Raw genomic sequence first — 21,216 nt, forward strand, 5'->3', positions numbered from 1 at the left:
GTAAGCGCTTCGACTTCAAATGCCCAATCGAAGTTATGGGCGAGGTGATGCAGAAGGCCATGGCTATGCGGCATGATGCTCCAGCTTCAATTCAATGACCGTGTTGCACTCAGCTCCTGCAACCGCCAAGTAAAGCATACGATTGTGCAGTGTTCGTCGCACCTAGTCATTGAAAAAATTGTTCGTAAAGAGTGAGGCAGCTCAAAGGGGAGCGAGTGGCTATCGTTTTTATTCGCGTGGCCCCTGGAAAAACGCATTGCGTAGGTCTAGCTGGCTAGGCGAGGGTGCTCTCTGATGAGGGCGCGGAACTGCTGATGTTTGTTTTAAGCTGAGCTAGAGCGTGTTGGCGAGCGCACCATCAATCGGTTTTCTCTATCATTGAGACGTTAAACTCGCCGTGACTTTTTGCCTATCGGGGGGGGGGAGGAGCCGAACGCTATCAAAAAACCATTGGAGGGGCCGCAACTGACGCAAAGATCGCTTTTCAACCGAAAGAGTGGAATAAAGGGGGGATCGATCTACGAAGTCATTGAGGAGTTAGCTGGGAGTGAGGCAGTGAAGCATGGGGTGTACGCCGCAATTGCGACCTGCACCCCATTCATTAGGCTTGGTGGATCTCCACCGTCAGATGCCGTATTTCATGAACCGGTAGCAACCGTTCACGAATAGTTGCAACATTGGTTACTCCACCAACGACGCTGACGATAACCGCGTAAGCGTCGGGTCCTACGCGCCAAACATGCAGGTCGCAGATCTGGACATCACCCGGTTGTTCAAGGAAGTCGCGGATTTCCTGCACTATGTGGTCATCGGTTTTGTCCAGGAGGACGCCGGAAGTCACTTTCATTAGATTCCATGACCAACGCCCAATAACCATAGCCCCCACAATACCCATCACAGGGTCGAACCAGCCCCACCCAAGGTATTTGCCCGCCAACAATGCCACGATTGCCAGCACCGAGGTCAGGGCATCGGCAAGGACGTGTACATAGGCCGACCGCAGATTGTTATCCCCGCTGCTGTGCCCAGGAGCGTGATCGTGAGGATGGTTATGTCCGTGATCATGGTCGTGCCCGTGCCCGTGCCCCAACAGCAGTGCGCTTACGATGTTCACCAGCAAGCCAATTACCGCGATGCCGATAGCCATGCCGAACTGGACATCATTGGGTTGAAACAGACGGACGACTGACTCGGCACCGACTGCCAGGGCAACCAGGCCCAAGATGAGCGCCGAAGCAAATCCACCAAGGTCACCGACTTTGCCGGTTCCGAAGCTGAACTGGGCGTTATTGGCGTGGCGTTTTGCGTAAGCATACGCGGCTGCCGCTATACCGAGCGCACCAGCGTGCGTGGCCATATGGAAACCATCAGCAAGCAGCGCCATCGATCCAGTGATGTAGCCAGCGGCAATCTCACCCACCATCATCACAACGGTCAGTAAGACCACCCCAAGCGTGCGCTTGGCATTCTCTTCATGAGAGGCACCGAGAAAAACATGATCGTGGGGTAATGTTGAGGTGCTCATTGGTTGGATGTCCGAGATCATTTCGAATACCGCTGAATCGCTTCTAGGAGTTCTTCCATTCCCTTGCTGCGCTCTTCATCAGTAAGGGAAGGGGCTGCCACATGAGCCCAGGCATGGTCCTTGATTATCTCGTCCAGGAGTCCGTTCATCGCGCCTCGGGCCGAAGCCACGAGAAAAAGTGTTGCTGCGCAGTCCGCCTCATCCACCAGTGCTTTTTCGATTGCTTGAACCTGCCCGGCAATACGTTTGACGCGTTTGAGCAGCGCCCCTTTCTCGGCTGCAAGATGGCTCATCGTATACCCCCCTACCTATATAAGTGGCGCAGAGAATGGCATACCCCACCCCCCTATTCAAGGGGCTACATTCTGAAGGCAAGAGCTTGAGACGAATGGCTTAGTTTATGAGGCTTTCAGCCGTCATCCGGAGGAAGTGAAGATAGAGCCGTCCTTGGCTTTGGCCGCCCGCGAGCACTTCTAGATTAATCTCGCGCCTTTCGCCGGTTTGAGGGAAAGGCTGACTTCGTTTTTCAACGTCTCGTTGCGACTCTTCAGCGACAGCATCTTGCTGCGTATTTCCTTGAGCTGGCCAATCATAGTGGTCACGGTGCGACGCTGCGTGTCGCCCGCGTTACCGCAGGCCTTGGCCTGTTCCGGACTGAGGGCAGTGTTTTCGGGACTTTTGGGACATTGAGCATCTGGCGCAGCCATCCAGGACATACCGATGATCATCACGATCTTCAGCAGAACCGCAGGTACCAGTCATTTCAGCAAGCCATAGCTCTAATGAACGACGGCCTTCAGTGCTGGAAGTAGTAGAACGTGCTTCAGGTCGCCTCCGCAGGTGATGAGGTGGACGAAGGAGGTGTCCTCGGGCATGCCGTGCGGTTCTGTTACTTGTGCAGGAAGGTAGCGCGTACAGCGTGATTAGATGGCGCGGGTCCAACCCGGCCTTGGCCGGTCCGCAGTAGACGATCTTCACCGCCGTCACCTAATAATCATCCAGCCGCCAAGCCGCTAGTCCCTTGATGAACACGTGATGGGTCGACAGGAGTTTGCTTAGTCCAGAGAACTTACCCTGCGGCATACTCCGGGCAAGCGCACCACCGTGCGCAGTGGCACATAGTTTCGGCTCGGTGACGGCGTCTGGGCAACGATCCTGATTGGCCCCAGCGACTAGCTAGTAATCGCGCTGGAAGAAATTCGATAGTGAAACAACGGTTTGGTCGATATCGAACCGGAGGCGCTTTCCACGAATCCATGTTCGGATAGTCCCTAGGTTCGAGCTTTTGCTCCTGGATAGCATGAGAAAGACCGGCAGCTTGTAAACGGTGAGGGGCGGGATTCGATACTGCGAGAGGATTAGGCAAAAAGGCGGCACTTACCATGTAACGCTTCCTCATACGAAAAATTAATCTAACCCCATGCAGCAAGGAGGTCCTTCTGCGGGGTCAGCAGCGCACATCGTAGCTGCGGCACCCACAACTCACATAGTCTCTGGAGTTGCCGCCATGAAATCCATCAAATCAGTAGTTATCAGCGTCGCTATCGTGGCATTCAGTGCGAACACCTTTGCGGCGTACAGCCAAAAAGAACAGACTCTGATTGGCCAGTCGCGTAGTGGCGTTGTGAGCGCTCCCATTTCGGAAAACGGTTCCGATCGCACCCCAGGTTCCCAGCGTGTAGCTGAAGGTGGTTCCGATCGCACCCCAGGTTCCCAGCGTGTAGCTGAAGGTGGTTCCGATCGCACCCCAGGTTCCCAGCGTGTAGCTGAAGGTGGTTCCGATCGCACCCCAGGTTTCCAGCGTGTAGCTGAAGGTGGTTCCGATCGCACCCCAGGTTTCCAGCGTATAGCTGAAGGTGGTTCCGATCGACTGAATGTACAAGCTAAGCGGTCGTAGGCTCGTTCCACTAAATTTAGGCCCGGCTTTGCCGGGTCTTTTGTAGTTCCAAATCAGTAGGGATCGATACAGGAGTCGCGACAGGGTAGAGCTAGAGGGCACCAGCAATTCCACCGCAGATGACGTCGCCTTGGAACGTCCTCTCGCTCCCGAAACGATGGAAGCACTGAAGCAGGAATAGCCTACTCGAAACCCACGTTCCTAATCGCAGGCTGGGGGTTCAGGCGAATTGACCACCGTGCAAATAGCCGCCTGCATTGACTCCATATAGACCGCCGTTTCCCGATAGATTTGGCTGAAGATTGGGCCTAGGTCGCTTTGGAGCTTTGCGACCGACGCAAATTGAGTCTTGTTGGTGTCATTCGGCAAAGAGACTGAGATTGGCCTCATTGCGTCAGCAATACGTCCCATCCGTTGATCGAGCGAAGGGTGCGTCGCTGACTGTAGAGGGTGATAAATTGTTCCAGACTTCCCGGTCATAACTTCACAAACGAACTTGCGGGCTTTCGCTTCGACAGTAGCCTCAGGCGTAGGGAACTCCGTTGGCACAAAGGTCTCATGCACCACTGGGCGACTAATGAATTCCTGCGCCAGCGAGGATTGCTGCCATGCGTTGGCTGCCAGAACGAGCTGATCAACATTCCACAGAAGCGAGCCACGATGCGAGAAGAGCGGCTCCCGATACGGCGGCTCTGGCAGCAGTAGCTTCATTACGTCTAGGGCATAGGCATCAGCATCCTCCTCCCTTTTGGTTGAGACCGGGTCGCATGAGTCTTGCAGTGCTTGAAGCTTGGCTTCGCGATCTTGAGCTAGTTCGAGTTGAGCGACTCGACCTTCGTACTCGCCAGCCTGCCGTTGATAGACATGGCCAAGCTCATGAGCGAGCACATACAGCAGCGCCGGATTGGCTCGACCCAGTTTTTCACCGATATCTCCAAACAGCGCCACCGCACTTGAAGAGCAACGAAGCTCTAGTCTCTCAGCAGCAACAATCAGACAGCCGCCACGTACGCTCAGCTCGTCTAAGGGGGCATCCTTCGTGACTGCTTGAGTAGCACAGCCATAAGCGTCAATTCCATCTGAATTGGCATTGGTAACGATATAGGCAGTTAGAGTACGTCCCTCAATTAACGCTGCCCGCGGGTTCACGACGACAGTATCGAAAGGCAGTGCCTTTCCGAGCTCCCGGTAGGCCTGGGCAGCTCGGTTAATGGTCTGTTCAACCAATGCGGCCGAAGAACTGTCCAACCGACAACCTGGAATCATCTGCGCGTTGGCTGAGAGAGAGCAAAGCAGTCCGCAGGCAACGAGCACCTTCCAACTCACGCCCATATTCAGTGCGTCTCGCCGATGCTACGACGGTCTACAAACGTCTCGAACGCTACATGCTTGCCATTGAGTTGCTTCAAAAGCGGCCACCTGTTGAAGGCGTCCTCCATAAGCCCCAACGAAGCCTCCCTGGCCAAAAACACCGCCACCTTGTACTGGTTGATATTTTGAAGGTTAGGAAGTTTCTTCGCCCCGCTTTTAGTGGTAGCGGTGTCCTTCGCCAGATCGCCATGCGACGTTGTGTCAGCTGGACACAGCTGCGGCACACCCCAGAAAACGTATCCAGAGTAGAGACCTTCCTTGCGAAGCTCTTTAATACGATCACGCCCCTTAGGCTTCCACGGAGCGATGACTTCAATGTCCGTAACCTTTCGGGCTTTCGGCGCCCGCATTTCGACATAATTGGTGTGCGCATAGAAGTCTTGCACAGCATGCAGGGCTTGTCCTATGGAAAAGAACGCACTGGCAGCAGCATCCTTCATTTTTGCCAGATCACCCACGTCTTTGGCCTTCTGCGCTCTTTCGACGTAGCTGCTTGCCTCATCTAGTAAGCTCGTTACGTAAGTAGTCGCCGAATCAAAGTCGCAGTTGTCAAAATGTGCCTTGGATTCAAACTGGTGGATGATGTCCTGCTGGTAGAGGGCTTTGCGTAGCTCGGCGAGGTAAGGATTGTTCGCCAAGCCCTCGAGCACCTGCTTATGGGTGCTTGTATCGAATGGCTGGTCGCAGCCGATGCATGAAACTGGAGGGTTCGCCTGTTCAAGAGATGGCACTGTGTCGGGTGGGGGCTCTGGCCTTTCTTTCGTTCCCTCTGCCGCGTGTGCCAGTTGCCAACACACCAAAAAGGCCGCAACAACCAATGCAGTATGACTCACCATGCCTACTCTCCTTGTCACCTGTGCCGAGATTAGAGCGACCGCACCATGCACATCGAGAAATTGACACTAAAAAACCAGAATGGCTCACGCACACTGCTCTCTTTCTACACCCGAAAAAGCTTATCTCACGCTATCGTGTTTGTCGCAGGGATCAGCATGCTTGGTAATTCGATACTGTTGGTAGCTGCAGATCATGATCCAGTGGCCCTTCGCGGGTTGCAGCACACCAACGCTGAGCGGCCGCTTCTCGAATCTGCGATTAAGTCTGCAAACCTGATGACCAAGGCTAATGGTCCAACACTCACTCCTTCCTGGACGTGGAATGAAGGCGATGCCCAGTCAGTACCCGTTTACCTGGTGAAGTCGCCTGCTGGAGCTATCTCAACGCCAGCGGTGGTCCCGCGAGACTGCACGTGCGTTTTCGTAAACCTACCAGCATTCGAGGCATGGCTGAACGCCCACTCCAAAGGTTCGGGGCGCATGACGCTTGAATCAAAGCATCTGCTGACGTTTATGCTGCTTCATGAAGTCGGCCACCTGAGCAAAAATACTACAGGTGCCGAGTTCTCTAATGGCAGTCTTTCGCAGTTGAACACCGAGCCGGCTCTTGCTAAAGCTAGGGAAGAAGCAGCAGATGAGTTCGCGGCTGAGCTTGTACGCGAGTGGTCGCGGTCCACCTCTGATTTCACGACCTCAATAGAAGCGAACTGGGTGGCTAACGAACTGACGAAACTTAGCTGGAACATGCAGGCCTACAGAACGCTCGACGAGTTTGGAGCGTTGGAGACGGGGAAGCCATTGGTGTTCTTCGATCAGAACATGTCACACCCAAACTTGGCCTGGAGGATACTGCGCAGTAATCACCTCATCCAGCAATCAGAGGAGACCAAAGCCTTACTTCATAACTTTGAGGAGGCTCGCCAGAAAGGTGCAGATCCACTGCCTTTATACCAAAGCCCGTAAACTGCATAATCACGTTTACCGCGTGCAGATACAGGCATACCCTCTCATTAACTTAGCCAAAGCTAACTGAACTGCTGGCCCTATCTCGATGCATGTAGATAGACTAAATTCTCTCACGACTACAGGACGACAGCGGTCCAAAGCGAAAGACAAAGGACTGCCGGCCTCCTCAATTAGCGTCCCCTGTTAACTAGATTTAACCTTAAACTGTTGTCGTTAACAGACCAAAAAATAGATTTAACCGCTTGGATCACACTGCATAGCAACTCACCTACAGCATCGCTACTGGGTTTGTGACAGCTACCGTCCATTCGGGAGCCGATACTGGACGTCAATGTGGCGCTTGATCTCCAAGATGTCCTCGGTCGCGTCAGGAGCGGCGGCCTCGTGCTGGGAGTACAACACATCTGTCGTCTACGTCGGGTTATCTTCGATCCTGTTGCCATAGAACTAGGCCGGAGCTTGGGTACAGCGGGTCGATCGGTGATTGGTATCTGGCTCGCTTTGCTGCAAGCGGGTGGAGCGTCGTTCCATCTGTTAGAGGACAAAATGGCTTTGTCGCTCGTCGGTTCCGTCGCGATGACCCTGGTGCTCATCATCTGGCAAAAACCCGGGCGGTATCGTGGGTAAGTCCAAAGAGCAGGGGGGGGCGCCGACTACATGGTGGCACCCTGCTACAATCGCCTCCCTTGGAATAGAGAGGCCGACATGACACGGATCGCTGTAACACTTGCTAGTTCTCTTGCACTCACCGGCTGCATGACGCAGATGCCCGAATCGGAATACCAGACGATTTCTAAGTTGGTCTCAGCCGCAGGCCTGTGCAAACGCGAGCAACTTATCACCGCAGACCAATACAACAGCTTTGTCTCGTTCCAGATGCAGCGTCGTCCAGCCCAGTACCTGTATGACCAGGGCAAGCTGTGGAATATGGTTCAAAGCTACTCGGCTGAGGCGGATGCTATGGTTCTCACCGACGCAGATCGATCGAAAGCCCAGATCGCTTGTGCTCAGGTGGCTAGCGCGGCGGACGAAATGGCCAGAATGAGCCAAGCACCAGGCGTCGCACCGCAGATGCCGGTCTATACCCCTCGCAACACCAACTGCATCACCAATTACGGCTACACGACCTGCTCGTCATATTAAAGCCCGGGAACAGACCCAATGAAATATATCGCCGCCCTTGCCGTAGCCCTCTCCCTCGCGGGATGCGCCTCCGAGCAGCAGACCTGGAAGGCCACGGCCACAACCGACGAATTCACCGATAAGACCACCATGATGGTCACTACGGGCGATCTGGGCACGCCGAACTGGATCGTCACCCAGCCGCTGCACTTCTACCCGGTAGTCCGGAAGGAAGGCAGCGAGATCTACGTCGGCATCATGTCCGGTGGCCGCTTCAAGGTGCCGGTCGGTACCGTCCAACTGCGCATCGACCAGAACGAGGCGTGGACAATCTCTCCGCAGGAAACGCCGGTGAGCATGGCCCCGTCTATCCCGTTGGCCCCGCTCGTTGGGCTGCAGGGCGAGCAGGCTGCACTGGTCAACAACGCCCAGGAACAGGCGATGAAGTCCACGTCGCAGTTGATGAGCCCGTACACCGTGACAGGCGGCGATAAGGCCAAGCAGATCCTCGAACAGATGGTCTCCGGCCACCTGATCAAGTACCGCACCGTAGGCATCAATCAGGCCGCGTCGACCACCGGAGAGGCCGTTATCGACCCGTCGCTGGTCAAGTCGCTGCGGGAGATCGGCATCGAGCCGAACAGCCTGTAAGGCGTTCCTGCAGCCACAAAAAAGCCCGCCAAGCGGCGGGCTTGCGGGGACAGCGCCAATCAGATTGACGGAGTATGTACGTCGGCGGTCGCGGTGGTAGCCAGGTCAAAAGCGGGCATCACAGGGGCCAACGAGCAAGTCACCTAGGGAGTCTATTCGCCGAACAAGCATGAAACCTTCCTGCGAAGCGGTAATTACATTTGTCACCCGAAAGCGTAACGCAGTGCCAGAGGGGGTGAGCGTTGGTCGCTGGCTACCTGCAAAAGCAGCCTCTGCAGGTAGCCACAGTTTTGCTGCTGCTGATCCAATGCGGCAATAAGGAAGAGAATCCCCCGCAATCCAAAACCTGAGCGCAAGCGTAAGCCCCGGCTAAGCCGGGGCGATTCTTCGTCGGGATTCGTCAACATGGGATCAACACCTGTAAATACGTAGTCAGGATAGTCATAAGTCAATCCCGGCATGACCCTCACCCCTGGCCGGAGAATCGGCCCATGTTAACCATGTTGTTCCCAAGTGACACCCCGGTCGACAGTTCAATCCCATCGGTCACGTTGCCAACTTCATCCCTCGTCGATGACTCTGAGACCGGCGGCCGACCAGCCGCCGGTCCATTTGAGCGTGCTTGAAAGCCGCGTCGTTTCTGGATGAGACAGTTTTAATTCTCTAACGCATCCGTCCGGATCGGAATTTTAAGTGGTCGCGGCAGTTTTGCGATTCCTCTCAACGAGGCTGCAGTCCGCGAAAACAGCGATGCTCCCGCGACAGTTTTAATACTCAAAGTCTACTTCGACTCGCAACTGATCCAGCTCTGTGTTTGGGGCGCGGGAGGCCTGTAGGTGTTTCCCTTGGCTACGATCCTTTCCTCCACTATCTCCACGGGGCCAGGCCCTTTGTTCAAAGTTTTCTCAGGTACTGCGAACGTATCCGACTTCTCAGCGGCGTGGGCAGTAGGGTTACGGCTATTGGCCTTTCCTGCTCCGCCCGAGGCTTGCGCACCGGGCACCGCTGAGATCTCCCAGATTCTGTGCAAAGGACTTCCCGACGTGCGCAGGGGCTCCGACCGCGCCGGATCAGAGCATGACTGGCGTATAACGCCATGCTCCGTATTACCTTTTGCTTCGCTTAACAGCATCGGCATCCCGAATTCCTAATTACGCGGCTCAATGGCTGGCCCATCGGTTACCCCTGTCAACGCTTCACGCTGCACCTCGCGGTGCAACATGCATGAATCGGGGTCTGGTTGAATCGCCATTTCTTACCAGTATCGAACTTTAATCGACTATCCTCTGCCACCTTTAACTGATGCTCTAAGCGTCCGGCCAACACACCTTGCTCGAGCAAGGCCGGAATCCACTTCCGCGGTAGCAGCCCCTCTTCACTGATATTGTGTCGGCAACGATACCCTAGCGAGACTGCACTGCTTGTTGATGGGGGAGCGTTGCAGCACACTAAACGTCCATCGTAAGGAGACGGCCCCATATGAAGGATACACCTCGCATTCCCCTGATTATCCTTGATGTTCAGGATGCGATTGATCAACCTATTTGGGATGGTAAAAGCCACCCTGGTTATTTGTCCGCAATCCAACGCCTTCTGCGGCACTGGCGATCAAATGGCTGGCCTGTCCTTCATGTGAAGCATGATGAAAAGAATCCCACCTCCAGCTATCACGTTCATGGCCCCTGGAATGGAATCAAAAAAGAAGTGGCCCCGGTAGAGGGCGAGGCTGTCATCATCAAGCATGAGAACTGCGCATTCATAGAAACCCGATTGGATGCCATCCTTAAAAGCATGCACGTAAAACGTATTGTTCTGACCGGCGTTGTGATTCATAACAGCATGGATGCCACTATCCGAGCGGGGAAGGCACTTGGATACGAAATCATTCTTCCTGCGGATGCGACTACTGCTGTACCCGTCATCAGGCCAAATGGAACGTTTTGGGACGCCTCTACCGTTTATGAGCTGACCTTGGCCATACTGGGCACCGAATATGCCCAAGTCATGTCATCAGAAGATGTGGTCGCACAGCTTTGCCTATGAAGCAGTGGCTGGCACCCACTGATGCGGTAGCAATTGCTCGATATCACTGGTCCGCTGTGTGGGCAGCCGCGTCAGCACATCTCTGAGATAGGCATACGGATCATGCCCATTCATGCGCGCCGATTGGATCAGGCTCATGATTACAGCCGCCCGTTTACCGCTGCGCAGCGACTCGGCAAATAACAAGTTCGAGCGTCCGAGCGCCCATGGCCGTATCTGGTTTTCAACTTGGTTGTTGTCGATGGGCACAGCTGCGTCGTCCAGATAGCGCTTCAGCGCTACCCAGCATTTCAGGCTGTAATCGAGGGTTTTGGCCGTCGCTGATCCGTTCGGCACCCCAGCCACGGGCAACTCGATTTTCACTGACGCTTCGGCTGGCCGTTTAGGTACAGCCTTCAGCGGGACAAATGCTGGCAGCGAGGTCGGTGCGGGCTGGTCTCGATAGAGCGGCATCCATTTACGGATGACGATGCCGTGGCTGATGGCGACTCTGGACTCTGTTGCCCAGGTTGCAGGCATTCCTGAGCGACCTAGGCTTTGAACAGTTTCGGATAAGAGCTTCGTTGGCGTACGGAAATCTTTACGATCGGGGGTGATCGCGTTCGCCTAAAAATACGCGAATAGCATCGCCCTTAATGATGGAGTTCGGACGGTGAGCTCGCCGTACGGTTACGCGACAGGTGCTAACCCCTGCTTTGTTTCGACGTTCGATGCCGGCGCCTGGGCAACAATCCTAACTAGCCCAGCGACTTGCTACTTTCGAGAGCTTTGATGTCGACTACGATAATGTCCCCTGACTTCACCGACTTCAGCTGCAGTCGGGTAGGAATAGCTTCCGATGCACGGTAGGCACACTGTGCCGCCGACCGACTGCGCCCGCAACTTGTTAGTAATCACACTGGGCGAAACTCGATAGTGAAACGACGGTTTGGTCGATATAGGACTGGAGGCGACTCCCACGAGTCCATGTTCTGGTCGTCTAGATTCGAGCTTTTGCTCCTGGATAGCATGAGAAAGACCGGCAGCTTGTAAGCGGTGAGGGGCGGGATTCGATACTGCGAGAGGAATAGGCAAAAAGGCGGCACGTATCATGTAACGCTTTCTCATACGAAAAATTAATCTAACCCCATGCAGCAAGGAGGTCCTTCTGCGGGGTCGGCAGCACATCGTAGCTGCGGCACCCACAACTCACATAGTCTCTGGAGTTGCCGCCATGAAATCCATCAAATCAGTAGTTATCAGCGTCGCTATCGTTGCATTCAGTGCGAACACCTTTGCGGCCTACAGCCAAAAAGAACAGACTCTGATTAGCGAGTCGGGTAGTGGCGTTGTGATCACCCCCATCTCGAAAAACGGTTCTGATCGCACTCCAGGTTTCCAGCGTGTAGCTGAAGGTGGTTCCGATCGTACCCCAGGCTTCCAGCGTGTAGCTGAAGGTGGTTCCGATCGTACCCCAGGCTTCCAGCGTGTAGCTGAAGGTGGTTCCGATCGTACCCCAGGCTTCCAGCGTGTAGCTGAAGGTGGTTCCGATCGCACTCCAGGTTTCCAGCGAGTAGCTGAAGGTGGTTCCGATCGCACTCCAGGTTTCCAGCGTGTAGCTGAAGGTGGTTCCGATCGCACCCCAGGTTCCCAGCGTGTAGCTGAAGGTGGTTCCGATCGCACCCCAGGTTCCCAGCGTGTAGCTGAAGGTGGTTCCGATCGCACCCCAGGTTCCCAGCGTGTAGCTGAAGGTGGTTCCGATCGTACCCCAGGTTTCCAGCGTGTAGCTGAAGGTGGTTCCGATCGCACTCTAGGTTTCCAGCGTGTAGCTGAAGGTGGTTCCGATCGCACCCCAGGCTTCCAGCGCGTAGCTGAAGGTGGTTCCGATCAACTGAAAGCACGAGCTAAACGGTCGTAAGATAGTTTCACTAATTCTCGGCCCGGCTTTGCCGGGCCTTTTGTCATACCGAGCTAGTGGGGTATCTTACGCGTCCCTGTTTGCGCTATTCTCAGGATTAGACGATGTTCAGGGGCCTCGACATGTCAGAATCAAGTCCGCAACTCTTCCCAACCTTTGACGATCCGCTTTCATTTAAGCGGGCGGTAATTTCGTCGATTATTCGCCGTTTTACGACAGGTTCCGGAATATACCAAACCGCTATTGAGGGTCTCAATTTAGTTCGAAACGATACACCTACGGATACGCTGTATAGTGTTTATAAGCCTACACTGTGCTTGGTGGTGCAAGGTCGAAAGGAGGTTCGTCTATTTGGCGAGCGGTATGTATATGATCCTCTGAACTATTTGGTGATTTCTGTTACTCTTCCGCTCGCGGGTAAAGTTATTGAGGCATCCCCGGATGTGCCCTATTTAGGTGCGCTTTTAGACATTGATCCTGCTCAGATTAGTCAATTGATTGCTGATAGTAGTCCTGTCGGTGTCCCTAGTAATGGCGATGTAAGAGGGCTGTATCTTGGAAGTACTGATGGCCCGTTGCTGGATGCTTTGTTTCGCTTGCTGAGCTTGCTTGATAGCCCCGAAGATATCTCTCAGCTCGCACCTATGGCCTTGCGAGAAATATTTTATCGATTGCTGCGAGGTCAGCAAGGCCAGAGGCTCTACGAAATTGCAGTGGTCGACAGTCAATCATATAGAGTAACGCGAGCAATCGAATGGCTAAATAATAATTTTGCTGAACCTATGCGGATCGATGAATTAGCAAAATATGTAAATCTCGGGGTTTCGACTCTCCATCATCGTTTTAAAGCTGTTACTTCTATGAGTCCGCTCCAGTATCAGAAACAACTGCGATTGCACGAGGCTCGAAGGTTAGTGCTCAGTCAGTCAACCGATATTGCAACAGTAGCCTCTCAAGTAGGTTATGAGAGTCAGTCACAATTCAGTCGCGAGTATAGTCGGCTTTTTGGAACCTCTCCCTTACGAGATCGCGCTCGCCTTCGTCGGTCAGGCTAAGTCCATCTTCTATGGAGTATCTGAGAGAAAGGAGCTCTTTGACGTCTTAGGTGGTTCTTGAAAGTCGCGGCGATGATAGTGATCATGAGAACAAGTAGAACGACGCAGGGTATCAGCACCCAGTTTGACTTGAGTGGCCTGGGCAGAAAAAGATAGGCTGCCTATGAGCTTTCGAGTAATGGCAGCAATGTCCGTTTCGCGGGATAGTATATAAAGCTGCTCTCGCAACGTGCCTCGAATTTGCGCAGATGCCGACTCATCAAACCATCGACGACATCGGTGATCTAGGCGAACAGGAATAGAGGCATGGCTAGGGCGAGGATGGTTTCTCGCACTATAAACGAGGAGACTGTAAACAAAATCGCCTGCAAGTTGTCCTGACGACGACGTAAGCTACATCGAGTACCTGGCCTGTGATGAGGCGCTGTCTGGAGCACGCAGGTAGCGGGCGCATCGGCTATCTCCCAGGGCTGGCCTAGCCTGGGCAGTGGGGTGTTGGCGATAAGCGTCTCATCGGCCGCCGACGTGACGGTTTCAGCAGGGGTGTTTCGATGCGCCTAGGGGCCAGGGCATTGGCCGTAATGCCATAGGCCCCAAGTTTTCCTGGCAGGTGTCGAGTGAACCCGATGATGGCTGCCTTGGGTGGCACTGTAGTGGGAGGCCACAGCGTGCCATGTAACCACGAAGCCTTGGGCGCGCAATCTCTCGCCCTGAGCTTGTAGCGCTTGAGGGTTGAGGGTTGAGGGTTGAGGGTTGAGGTCGAGCAGTGCGACGGTAGCGCCTTCTTCGCAATAGCGCTGCGCAACCGCCGGACCGATGCCGCTCGCAGCACCAGAAACGAGCACATTCCTACCACTGTGACGACCTGCAATCATGGATTGATCTCCAGCATTATCTTGCCAATGTGACGACTGCTTTCCATCAGTGCATGTGCCTGGGAGGCTTCATGCAGCGGGAAAGTGCAGGAAGGCATTGACCTGCGCCAAGCAACGGCCAGACATCGGCCTGCAGGGCTGCAGCGATGTTGGCTTTTTCCGCTTTGGATCGGGCGCGGAGGGTCGAGCTGATAAAGGCCAGGCGCTTGAGTATGATCGGCATGACGTTCGACTCGGCCGTACTGCCTTCGAGAAAGGTGATCTGCACCAACTTACCTTCCACCGGCAGGGTGTCGATATTGCGCTGCAGGTAGCTACCCCCGACCATGATTGAGGATCAGGTTCACACCCTTGCCCTCGGTCTCGGCCCAGACCACCTCGGCGAAATCTTCTTCTCGGTAATTGATGGCCCGGCTGGTACCTGCGCTGCTACATGTCTCCAGCTTGGCCTCGCTGCCTGCCGTTGCCAACACCCGCGCGCCGAACTGATTGGCCAGCTGGATGGCGGTCAATCCGATTCCGCTAGACCCGCCATGCACCAGCACGGTTTCGCCGGGTAACAGGCGGTCGTGCTCGAATAGATTGGTCCACACGGTGAATTAGTTTCCGGCTGCAGTATTCAGCGTAGTCGCCACCTGGCGTGAGTGCGCACACCTACGCACCGACCTGCAATCCCTGCACGGCCGCACCCACGGCCACCACTTCGCCCGAGACTTCCAGGCCGAGGTAGGGTGAGGCTGAGGTAGAGTGAAGCATCGGCTGGCGGCGGATAGCTACCCGAGCGCTGCAATTCATCCGGGCGGTTCACACCGGTATAGGCGACCCGGATCAGCACTTCGTCGGCGGCCGGAGTGTAGATACCTACCTCGGTTACATGCATCAGTCAGCGTTGCCAATTGGGGGGGCGATCAACAGCATTGTCTGGCTAATGATAACCATCACCAATCTTAACTTTGCCGCGGAACACGTAGTAGCTCCAGGCCGTGTACACCAAGATGAACGGCAGGATGAACAGCGCGCCGATCAGCGCGAACAGCTGGCTCGCCACCGGCGAGGCCGCCTGCCACAGCGTAACCGACGGCGGGATGATGTTCGGCCAGATGCTTATGCCCAGGCCGCTGTAGCCGAGGAAGATTACCAGCAGGGTGAATAGGAACGGTGCGGCGGTGGCCCGGTGCGCCAGGGTGGTCAGGGTGCCTAAGAAGCAGAACAGCAGCAGCAGAGGCACCGGCAGGAAATAGAACAGGTTGGGCAGGCTGAACCAACGCTGGGCAATCTCGGGGTGGGCCAGCGGCGTCCACACGCTGATCACTGCGATGGCGATCAGCAGGCCCCAGATGAAGTACGAGGAGTAGCGGTACATCTCTTCCTGCAGACGCCCCTCGGTCTTCATGATCAGCCAGGTGCTGCCCAGCTGGGCGTAGGCCAGCAGCAGTGCGAAGCCACAGAACAGCGGGAACGGACGCAGCCAGTCGAGGGCGCCGCCGGCGTACATGTTGTTTGCCACCGGGATGCCATCGAGGAACGCCCCCAGGGCGACGCCCTGGGTGAAGGTGGCGATGATCGAGCCGCCGATGAACGCCTTGTCCCACCAGTGGCGGTTGCGCTCGCTGGCCTTGAAGCGGAACTCGAAGGCCACGCCGCGGAAGATCAGGCCCAGCAGCATTAGCACCAGTGGCAGGTACAGGGCGCTGAGGATCACCGAGTAGGCCAACGGGAAGGCGCCGAACAGGCCGGCGCCGCCCAGCACCAGCCAGGTCTCGTTGCCGTCCCACACCGGGGCGACGGTGTTCATCATCACATCGCGCTCTTCCTTGTCCTTGATCGCCAGGAAGAGGATACCGATGCCCAAGTCGAAGCCGTCCATGATGACGTACATCATCACGCCAAAGATGATGATCAATGCCCAGATCAAAGTGATATCCACGCCCATGGCCATCGCTCCTCAGGTTGCCGTCGCCTTCGACAGGGTCAGTGATCGTCCGCTGCGGACAGGGGGCGCGCGGGGGTCTTGGACTGGCCCGCGCCACCTTCGATCGGGTGCTCGCCTTCGTGGCGCTGCGGCCCCTTGTGCACCAGCTTGAGCATGTAGGCGATACCGGTGCCGAACAGCACGAAGTACACCACCACGAATGCCGCGAGGCTGACGCTCATCTGCGCGGTGCTCAGCGGTGATACCGCATGCTCGGTGCGCATCAGCCCGTAGACCACCCAGGGCTGGCGGCCCATCTCTGTGGTCACCCAGCCGGCCAACAGGGCGATCAGCCCCGCCGGGCCCATGCACAGCATGAACCGGAGGAACAACGGCGTGGTGTGCAGGCGGTCGCCACGGCGCAGCCACAGGCTCCACACCCCGGCGAGGATCATCAGCAGGCCCATGCACACCATGAGCCGGAAGGTCCAGAAGATCACCGTGGAGTTGGGCCGGTCCTCGGGGGGGAATGACTTCAGCGCCGGAATCTGGCGGTCGAGGCTGTGAGTCAGGATCAGGCTGCCCAGATAGGGAATCTCGATGGCGAAGTGGGTCTTCTCGGCCTTCATGTCCGGCCAGCCGGCCAGGATTAGCGGCGACGGCTCGCCCGGGACGTTCTCCCAATGCCCTTCGATGGCGGCGATCTTCGCCGGCTGGTGCTCCAGGGTGTTCAGGCCGTGGGCATCACCGACCACCGCCTGGATCGGCGCCACCACCAGGGCCATCCAGCAGGCCATCGACAGCATGGTGCGGGCCGGCTCGATGTGCTGGCGGCGCAACAAATGCCAGGCCCCCGAGGCGCCAACGAAGAACGCGGTGCTGAGGAACGCGGCGATCGCCATGTGCGCCAGGCGGTAGGGGAACGACGGGTTGAAGATCACCGCCAGCCAGTCCACCGGCACCGCGCGGCCGTCGATGATTTCGTGGCCCTGGGGCGTGTGCATCCAGCTGTTGGAGGAGAGGATCCAGAAGGTCGAGATCAGCGTGCCCAACGCCACCATGCAGGTGGCGAACATGTGCAGGCCTCGGCCTACCCGATCCCAGCCGAACAGCATCACACCTAGAAAACCAGCTTCGAGAAAGAATGCCGTGAGCACTTCGTAAGTCAGTAGTGGCCCGGTAATGCCGCCGGCAAAATAAGAGAACTGCGACCAGTTAGTGCCGAACTGATATGCCATCACCAGGCCAGAAACCACTCCCATGCCGAAGTTAAGCGCGAAGATCTTTATCCAGAACATGTAAAGATCGCGATACACCTCCCTACCGGTCTTCAGATACAGACCTTCCAGCACGGCGAGATAACTCGCGAGGCCTATGGTGATTGCCGGAAAAAGAATATGCATGGCCACTGTAAACGCGAACTGAAAACGAGCCAAATCAAGCGCCGTAGAGCTGAATGTTTCCATGGTTCTCGGCCTCACAGGGCGCGGCTTCAGTACCGCAATGCGAATGAGACGCAACAAGTAGATGAGTAGCTCATCGATTCGTTGCCTTGACATGTCGAAAGAGTGTGGCTTGATTCTAGAACACGATTTTCCCTTGTCGACCAAACTTTTGATTCCAGATCACCGGTAGGTTGGATCCAGCTTTGCTGGTTGTCTTTATTTGACAAGGCTGTACGCTTTCCTCCTGAACTGTCACAACCAAACCCAATTCCTCAAGTCCGCTAGAAGAGCGGTTTATTACGCAACTATCGGTTTATATCGAAAAAATATAAAGCGTTTAAGGAGCGACCATGACGACTCGACGCAAGGTACCCGGTGTACGTAACTACGATGGCCCAGCTGGTGGCTGGGGGGCGTTGAAGGCGACTGCGACAGCGGTGCGAGAGCAGATGGATACGCTCAAAGCGCCCATTACGCTGATGCGCACCAACCAGCCGGATGGTTTCGATTGTCCCGGGTGCGCCTGGCCCGATAAGGAACATAAGTCGACCTTTCAGTTCTGCGAGAACGGCGCTAAGGCGGTGACCTGGGAAGCGACCAACAAGCGCGTCACACCTGAGTTTTTCGCCAACCACCCGGTGGCCACGCTGCTGCACCGCAGCGATTACGAGCTGGAAGACCTCGGGCGGCTGACCCATCCGCTGGTCTACGACCACGGCAGCGACACATACAAACCGGTCGAGTGGGAGCACGCCTTCGCCCGGATCGGTGAAATCCTTCGTGGACTGGAACCCAACCAGGTCGAGTTCTACACCTCCGGCCGCGCCTCCAATGAGGCAGCCTACCTGTACCAGTTGTTCGCGCGGGCATTGGGTACCAACAATTTCCCCGACTGCTCGAACATGTGCCATGAACCCACCAGCGTGGGACTGCCTCGCTCCATTGGCATGGGCAAGGGCTCGGTGTCGCTGGACGATTTCGAATCGTGCGAGTTGGTGATTTCGATCGGCCATAACCCCGGTACCAACCACCCGCGGATGATGGGCACACTGCATGAGGTATCCCGGCGCAAGGTGCCGATCATGGTCATGAACCCACTGCGCGAGCGGGCGCTGGAACGATTCGCTGACCCGCAGGACATGATCGAGATGGCCACCTACGGCTCGACCCGGATCGCCTCGACCTACCTGCAGGTCAAGGCCGGTGGCGACGCGGCGGCAATTAAGGGGGTGATGAAGTCGCTGCTGGAGATGGAGGACTCGCTCGGCCAGGTGCTCGACTTCGAATTCATCGCCCAGCACACCAATGGCTTCGAGGCGCTCAAGGCCGATCTGCTGGCCACTGCATGGCCCGATATCGAGCACGCTAGTGGTCTGACCAAGGCCGAGATGGAAAAAGTTGCTGCAGCCTACGCTAAGTCCAACGCCACTATCGTCACCTATGGCATGGGCATCACCCAGCACAACGAGGGCACCGCGAACGTGCGGCTGATCTGCGACCTGCTGATGCTGCGTGGCAACCTCGGAAAACCCGGCGCCGGTATCTGTCCGCTGCGCGGCCACTCCAATGTGCAGGGCAACCGCACCGTGGGCATCACCGAGAAACCGTCCGCCGATTTCCTGCAGAAGATCGAGCAAGTACTGGGCTTCAAGCCGCCGGCCGAACACGGGCATGACTCGGTGCAGGCCATGCAGGCAATGATCGCTGGTACGTCGAAGGCGCTCATCTGCCTGGGCGGCAACTTCGCCGTGGCGTTGCCCGATCCGGCCCAGTGCTTCCCGGCCATGGGCAAGCTGGATCTGAGCGTGCACATCGGCACCAAGCTCAACCGCACGCATCTGCTGGTGGGCAAGGAAACCTACCTGTTCCCCTGCCTGGGGCGCACCGAGTTGGACGTGCAGAACGGAGAGCGGCAGTCGATTACCGTCGAGGACTCGATGTCGATGGTGCATGCTTCGGCTGGAAAACTGCTGCCCGCATCGGAGTTCTTGCGCTCTGAACCGGCGATCATTGCAGGCATGGCCAACGCGACGATGCCGGACAGCCCCGTGCCTTGGCTGGAACTGGGGGCCGACTACGACAAAATCCGCGACCTGATCGAGAAGACTCTTCCGGGCTTCGAGAACTTCAATGCGCGCATTCGCGTGCCGGGCGGTTTTCGCATGCCGCTACCGGCCACCGAACGCATCTGGATGACCCCCTCGGGCAAGGCCGAGTTCTTCGTCTTCCCGGGCCTACACGAGGACAAGGAAGTCGAGGGTGACGATGTACTGCGCCTGATCACCCTGCGTAGCCACGACCAGTACAACACCACCATCTATGCGATGGACGATCGCTACCGCGGCGTGTTCGGCCGCCGCGACGTGCTGTTCATGAACCCTGCCGACCTGCAGGCGCGCGGCTTAGCCCACGGCGACTTGGTGGACATCGAGACGGTCACCCATGGTCGCAAGATGCGCTATGAACGCATAACTGCCATCGAGTACAAGATCTCGCCTGGGTCGGTGGGGGCCTATTATCCCGAGGCCAACCAGCTGGTGCCGCTGGACTACATTGACGTGGACAGCGGAACGCCGTCGTACAAGTCGGTGCCGGTTAGGGTGATGCGTTCAGAGTTAGGTTGATTCGATTAGAAAGATGCCCATCCCTCTGAAATGAGATTTGAAGGGATGGGCATCAAGCCTCATGCAATTACGTTCGTGCATTTAGTCAATTGTGAAGAGGATTGTGTAATCCAGTGCCGAACATCTCATCCAGACTGCAAGGACAGTAGTGCGTTGGCAGAGGCCAATGGGCCAAAAGACCTATTGGGTCAATTTTGAGGCGATCCAAGGAACGTTGACTCGGTATCTGTCCTTTCGATGATCGCAGCTCGGCGAATCCGCGACTCGTTCAACCGAGCTTTGGGCACCCTCCATCCGTCACTCATCTCCCGTGCCTGGCTCATTCGCTACGAAACCTTATGGGACGTTCTGCTCAGTCATTTCAGTGAAATGGACGACCCTCCCAGATCGCGGAATTTCAGAGTAGACGGTAGGTGAAAGGTCGCCCGATAGCTGGATGTCGTCGTCGCAGGCGATCGATCAAGCGGGTCCGCGAGAGGGGAAAGCGCCGGGCAAAAAAATTTTGGTTGTTGTTTTATACTGTGGGGGGGTATAGTATGACCACATCAACGGCAAGGGAGGATGGCAATGCCCCAGTGCCCCAAAGAGAAGGAGAAAGCTCTCGGTCACGCTAGAGGTATTAGCGAGCAGGTCACGGCTCTAGAGCATGACCTGGAGGCTGATCCGACATGTGTCGCGGTTCTGCAGCAGTTGGCAGCAGTACGCGGTGCAATCAACGGCCTGATGGCGGCCGTTCTGGAGAGCCATCTACGGGAGGAGTTTCCTGACGGAGGGGCGAGGAGCGACTCGCAGCAACAGTCTATTAACGAAACCATCTCCATCGTTCGGTCGTATCTCCGGTAACCAATTCCAGGTGGTTTTGGTGACGGGGACCAACTCAAAAAAGGAAGTGACATCATGAAATCACGTGCAGCAGTGGCCTTTGGGCCAGGTAAACCGCTGGAAATCGTTGAGATCGACGTTGAGCCGCCACGCAAGGGTGAAGTGCTCGTCAAGA

The 21,216-nt window shown here is 56.2% G+C and carries 23 protein-coding genes and 1 pseudogene; 9 read left to right on the plus strand and 15 right to left on the minus strand.

The window, feature by feature from the left end; all coding sequences use genetic code 11:
- Positions 1-601: 601 nt before the first annotated feature.
- The 6 genes from dmeF to H7698_RS30610 form a co-directional block, all read right to left on the minus strand.
- Entirely contained in the window at positions 602-1,546 is a 945-nt protein-coding gene (gene dmeF, locus H7698_RS30585; RefSeq protein ID WP_016974632.1) for a CDF family Co(II)/Ni(II) efflux transporter DmeF, read from the minus strand.
- Positions 1,543-1,818, minus strand: a complete 276-nt coding sequence (locus tag H7698_RS30590) for a metal/formaldehyde-sensitive transcriptional repressor (RefSeq protein WP_016974633.1) — start codon at positions 1,816-1,818, stop codon at positions 1,543-1,545. Before H7698_RS30590 ends, dmeF begins: the two co-directional genes overlap by 4 nt.
- Before the next feature lie 180 nt (positions 1,819-1,998).
- Positions 1,999-2,253, minus strand: coding sequence for a hypothetical protein (locus H7698_RS30595; protein WP_025999834.1), 255 nt, complete (start codon positions 2,251-2,253; stop codon positions 1,999-2,001).
- Positions 2,254-3,047: 794 nt separating this feature from the next.
- On the minus strand, positions 3,048-3,407 hold the full coding sequence (locus H7698_RS31775; protein ID WP_194693862.1) for a hypothetical protein: 360 nt from the start codon (positions 3,405-3,407) through the stop codon (positions 3,048-3,050).
- Positions 3,408-3,623: 216 nt separating this feature from the next.
- Positions 3,624-4,670: a hypothetical protein gene (locus tag H7698_RS30605; protein WP_176717494.1), complete on the minus strand. Its 1,047-nt coding sequence runs from the start codon at positions 4,668-4,670 to the stop codon at positions 3,624-3,626.
- A gap of 86 nt (positions 4,671-4,756) precedes the next feature.
- Positions 4,757-5,629, minus strand: coding sequence for an HET-C-related protein (locus H7698_RS30610; RefSeq protein WP_016969431.1), 873 nt, complete (start codon positions 5,627-5,629; stop codon positions 4,757-4,759).
- 45 nt (positions 5,630-5,674) lie between these two features.
- On the opposite strand from H7698_RS30610, the gene H7698_RS30615 reads away from it, so the two are divergent.
- From H7698_RS30615 to H7698_RS30630, 4 genes are all read left to right on the plus strand, one after another.
- Positions 5,675-6,592: a hypothetical protein gene (locus tag H7698_RS30615; RefSeq protein ID WP_016969430.1), complete on the plus strand. Its 918-nt coding sequence runs from the start codon at positions 5,675-5,677 to the stop codon at positions 6,590-6,592.
- A 708-nt stretch (positions 6,593-7,300) separates the two neighbouring features.
- Positions 7,301-7,738, plus strand: coding sequence for a hypothetical protein (locus H7698_RS30620; RefSeq protein WP_016969428.1), 438 nt, complete (start codon positions 7,301-7,303; stop codon positions 7,736-7,738).
- Between the two features lie 18 nt (positions 7,739-7,756).
- Positions 7,757-8,368, plus strand: a complete 612-nt coding sequence (locus tag H7698_RS30625; RefSeq protein ID WP_194693863.1) for a hypothetical protein — start codon at positions 7,757-7,759, stop codon at positions 8,366-8,368.
- Between the two features lie 1,479 nt (positions 8,369-9,847).
- Positions 9,848-10,411 (plus strand): isochorismatase family protein, encoded by a 564-nt coding sequence (locus H7698_RS30630; RefSeq protein WP_016969424.1) that lies wholly within the window; start codon positions 9,848-9,850, stop codon positions 10,409-10,411.
- Here the strand turns inward: H7698_RS30630 and H7698_RS30635 are convergent.
- Positions 10,406-10,747: pseudogene (locus H7698_RS30635) on the minus strand (transposase domain-containing protein); the annotation flags it as partial. The gene H7698_RS30630 and the pseudogene H7698_RS30635 sit on opposite strands and share 6 nt — an antisense overlap.
- Before the next feature lie 877 nt (positions 10,748-11,624).
- Between H7698_RS30635 and H7698_RS30640 the strand changes: the two are divergent.
- Positions 11,625-12,308: a hypothetical protein gene (locus H7698_RS30640; protein ID WP_065761552.1), complete on the plus strand. Its 684-nt coding sequence runs from the start codon at positions 11,625-11,627 to the stop codon at positions 12,306-12,308.
- A 122-nt stretch (positions 12,309-12,430) separates the two neighbouring features.
- A complete protein-coding gene (locus H7698_RS30645; RefSeq protein WP_025999690.1) occupies positions 12,431-13,363 on the plus strand; it encodes an AraC family transcriptional regulator in 933 nt (310 codons plus the stop codon).
- A gap of 161 nt (positions 13,364-13,524) precedes the next feature.
- Here the strand turns inward: H7698_RS30645 and H7698_RS32030 are convergent, their stop codons facing one another.
- The 8 genes from H7698_RS32030 to H7698_RS30670 all read right to left on the minus strand — a co-directional run bounded on the left by H7698_RS32030 (position 13,525) and on the right by H7698_RS30670 (position 17,616).
- Entirely contained in the window at positions 13,525-13,626 is a 102-nt protein-coding gene (locus tag H7698_RS32030; protein WP_354668545.1) for a hypothetical protein, read from the minus strand.
- Positions 13,627-13,920: 294 nt separating this feature from the next.
- Complete coding sequence (locus H7698_RS31555) at positions 13,921-14,238, minus strand: SDR family NAD(P)-dependent oxidoreductase (RefSeq protein ID WP_228759039.1); 318 nt, start codon at positions 14,236-14,238, stop codon at positions 13,921-13,923.
- The gene (locus H7698_RS32035; RefSeq protein WP_354668546.1) at positions 14,235-14,315 is read right to left on the minus strand and encodes a hypothetical protein; all 81 of its coding nucleotides are present in this window, start codon (positions 14,313-14,315) and stop codon (positions 14,235-14,237) included. The genes H7698_RS31555 and H7698_RS32035 overlap by 4 nt, the downstream gene beginning before the upstream one ends.
- Positions 14,285-14,566, minus strand: a complete 282-nt coding sequence (locus H7698_RS31560) for a hypothetical protein (protein WP_025999689.1) — start codon at positions 14,564-14,566, stop codon at positions 14,285-14,287. Before H7698_RS31560 ends, H7698_RS32035 begins: the two co-directional genes overlap by 31 nt.
- Positions 14,553-14,831, minus strand: a complete 279-nt coding sequence (locus H7698_RS31780; protein ID WP_025999688.1) for a zinc-binding dehydrogenase — start codon at positions 14,829-14,831, stop codon at positions 14,553-14,555. The genes H7698_RS31560 and H7698_RS31780 overlap by 14 nt, the downstream gene beginning before the upstream one ends.
- A gap of 61 nt (positions 14,832-14,892) precedes the next feature.
- Positions 14,893-15,033, minus strand: a complete 141-nt coding sequence (locus H7698_RS31225) for a hypothetical protein (protein ID WP_198430899.1) — start codon at positions 15,031-15,033, stop codon at positions 14,893-14,895.
- A gap of 130 nt (positions 15,034-15,163) precedes the next feature.
- Positions 15,164-16,171 (minus strand): cytochrome d ubiquinol oxidase subunit II, encoded by a 1,008-nt coding sequence (gene cydB / locus H7698_RS30665; RefSeq protein ID WP_016969245.1) that lies wholly within the window; start codon positions 16,169-16,171, stop codon positions 15,164-15,166.
- A 38-nt stretch (positions 16,172-16,209) separates the two neighbouring features.
- Positions 16,210-17,616 carry a cytochrome ubiquinol oxidase subunit I gene (locus H7698_RS30670; protein WP_050439964.1) on the minus strand — a complete coding sequence of 469 codons (1,407 nt, stop codon included), beginning with the start codon at positions 17,614-17,616 and terminating at the stop codon, positions 16,210-16,212.
- Between the two features lie 329 nt (positions 17,617-17,945).
- Between H7698_RS30670 and H7698_RS30675 the strand changes: the two genes are divergently transcribed.
- The 3 genes from H7698_RS30675 to H7698_RS31230 all read left to right on the plus strand — a co-directional run.
- Entirely contained in the window at positions 17,946-20,219 is a 2,274-nt protein-coding gene (locus H7698_RS30675) for an FdhF/YdeP family oxidoreductase (RefSeq protein WP_016975662.1), read from the plus strand.
- 567 nt (positions 20,220-20,786) lie between these two features.
- Positions 20,787-21,062: a metal-sensing transcriptional repressor gene (locus H7698_RS30680; RefSeq protein ID WP_016969247.1), complete on the plus strand. Its 276-nt coding sequence runs from the start codon at positions 20,787-20,789 to the stop codon at positions 21,060-21,062.
- 51 nt (positions 21,063-21,113) lie between these two features.
- Positions 21,114-21,216: hypothetical protein (locus H7698_RS31230; protein ID WP_442966349.1), on the plus strand; the 103-nt coding region annotated here is incomplete at its 3' end.

The sequence above is a fragment of the Pseudomonas sp. p50(2008) genome, from assembly GCF_015351605.1.
In the GTDB taxonomy this organism is placed as follows: domain Bacteria; phylum Pseudomonadota; class Gammaproteobacteria; order Pseudomonadales; family Pseudomonadaceae; genus Aquipseudomonas.

Coding starts and splice junctions, on each gene's coding strand:
- dmeF (WP_016974632.1), bottom strand. CDS start 1,546: ATGATCTCGGACATCCAACCAATGAGCACCTCAACATTACCCCACGAT.
- H7698_RS30590 (WP_016974633.1), bottom strand. CDS start 1,818: ATGAGCCATCTTGCAGCCGAGAAAGGGGCGCTGCTCAAACGCGTCAAA.
- H7698_RS30595 (WP_025999834.1), bottom strand. CDS start 2,253: ATGATCATCGGTATGTCCTGGATGGCTGCGCCAGATGCTCAATGTCCC.
- H7698_RS30610 (WP_016969431.1), bottom strand. CDS start 5,629: ATGGTGAGTCATACTGCATTGGTTGTTGCGGCCTTTTTGGTGTGTTGG.
- H7698_RS30615 (WP_016969430.1), top strand. CDS start 5,675: ATGCACATCGAGAAATTGACACTAAAAAACCAGAATGGCTCACGCACA.
- H7698_RS30620 (WP_016969428.1), top strand. CDS start 7,301: ATGACACGGATCGCTGTAACACTTGCTAGTTCTCTTGCACTCACCGGC.
- H7698_RS30625 (WP_194693863.1), top strand. CDS start 7,757: ATGAAATATATCGCCGCCCTTGCCGTAGCCCTCTCCCTCGCGGGATGC.
- H7698_RS30630 (WP_016969424.1), top strand. CDS start 9,848: ATGAAGGATACACCTCGCATTCCCCTGATTATCCTTGATGTTCAGGAT.
- H7698_RS30640 (WP_065761552.1), top strand. CDS start 11,625: ATGAAATCCATCAAATCAGTAGTTATCAGCGTCGCTATCGTTGCATTC.
- H7698_RS30645 (WP_025999690.1), top strand. CDS start 12,431: ATGTCAGAATCAAGTCCGCAACTCTTCCCAACCTTTGACGATCCGCTT.
- H7698_RS31555 (WP_228759039.1), bottom strand. CDS start 14,238: ATGATTGCAGGTCGTCACAGTGGTAGGAATGTGCTCGTTTCTGGTGCT.
- H7698_RS31560 (WP_025999689.1), bottom strand. CDS start 14,566: ATGGTCGGGGGTAGCTACCTGCAGCGCAATATCGACACCCTGCCGGTG.
- H7698_RS31225 (WP_198430899.1), bottom strand. CDS start 15,033: ATGAATTGCAGCGCTCGGGTAGCTATCCGCCGCCAGCCGATGCTTCAC.
- cydB (WP_016969245.1), bottom strand. CDS start 16,171: ATGGGCGTGGATATCACTTTGATCTGGGCATTGATCATCATCTTTGGC.
- H7698_RS30670 (WP_050439964.1), bottom strand. CDS start 17,616: ATGGAAACATTCAGCTCTACGGCGCTTGATTTGGCTCGTTTTCAGTTC.
- H7698_RS30675 (WP_016975662.1), top strand. CDS start 17,946: ATGACGACTCGACGCAAGGTACCCGGTGTACGTAACTACGATGGCCCA.
- H7698_RS30680 (WP_016969247.1), top strand. CDS start 20,787: ATGCCCCAGTGCCCCAAAGAGAAGGAGAAAGCTCTCGGTCACGCTAGA.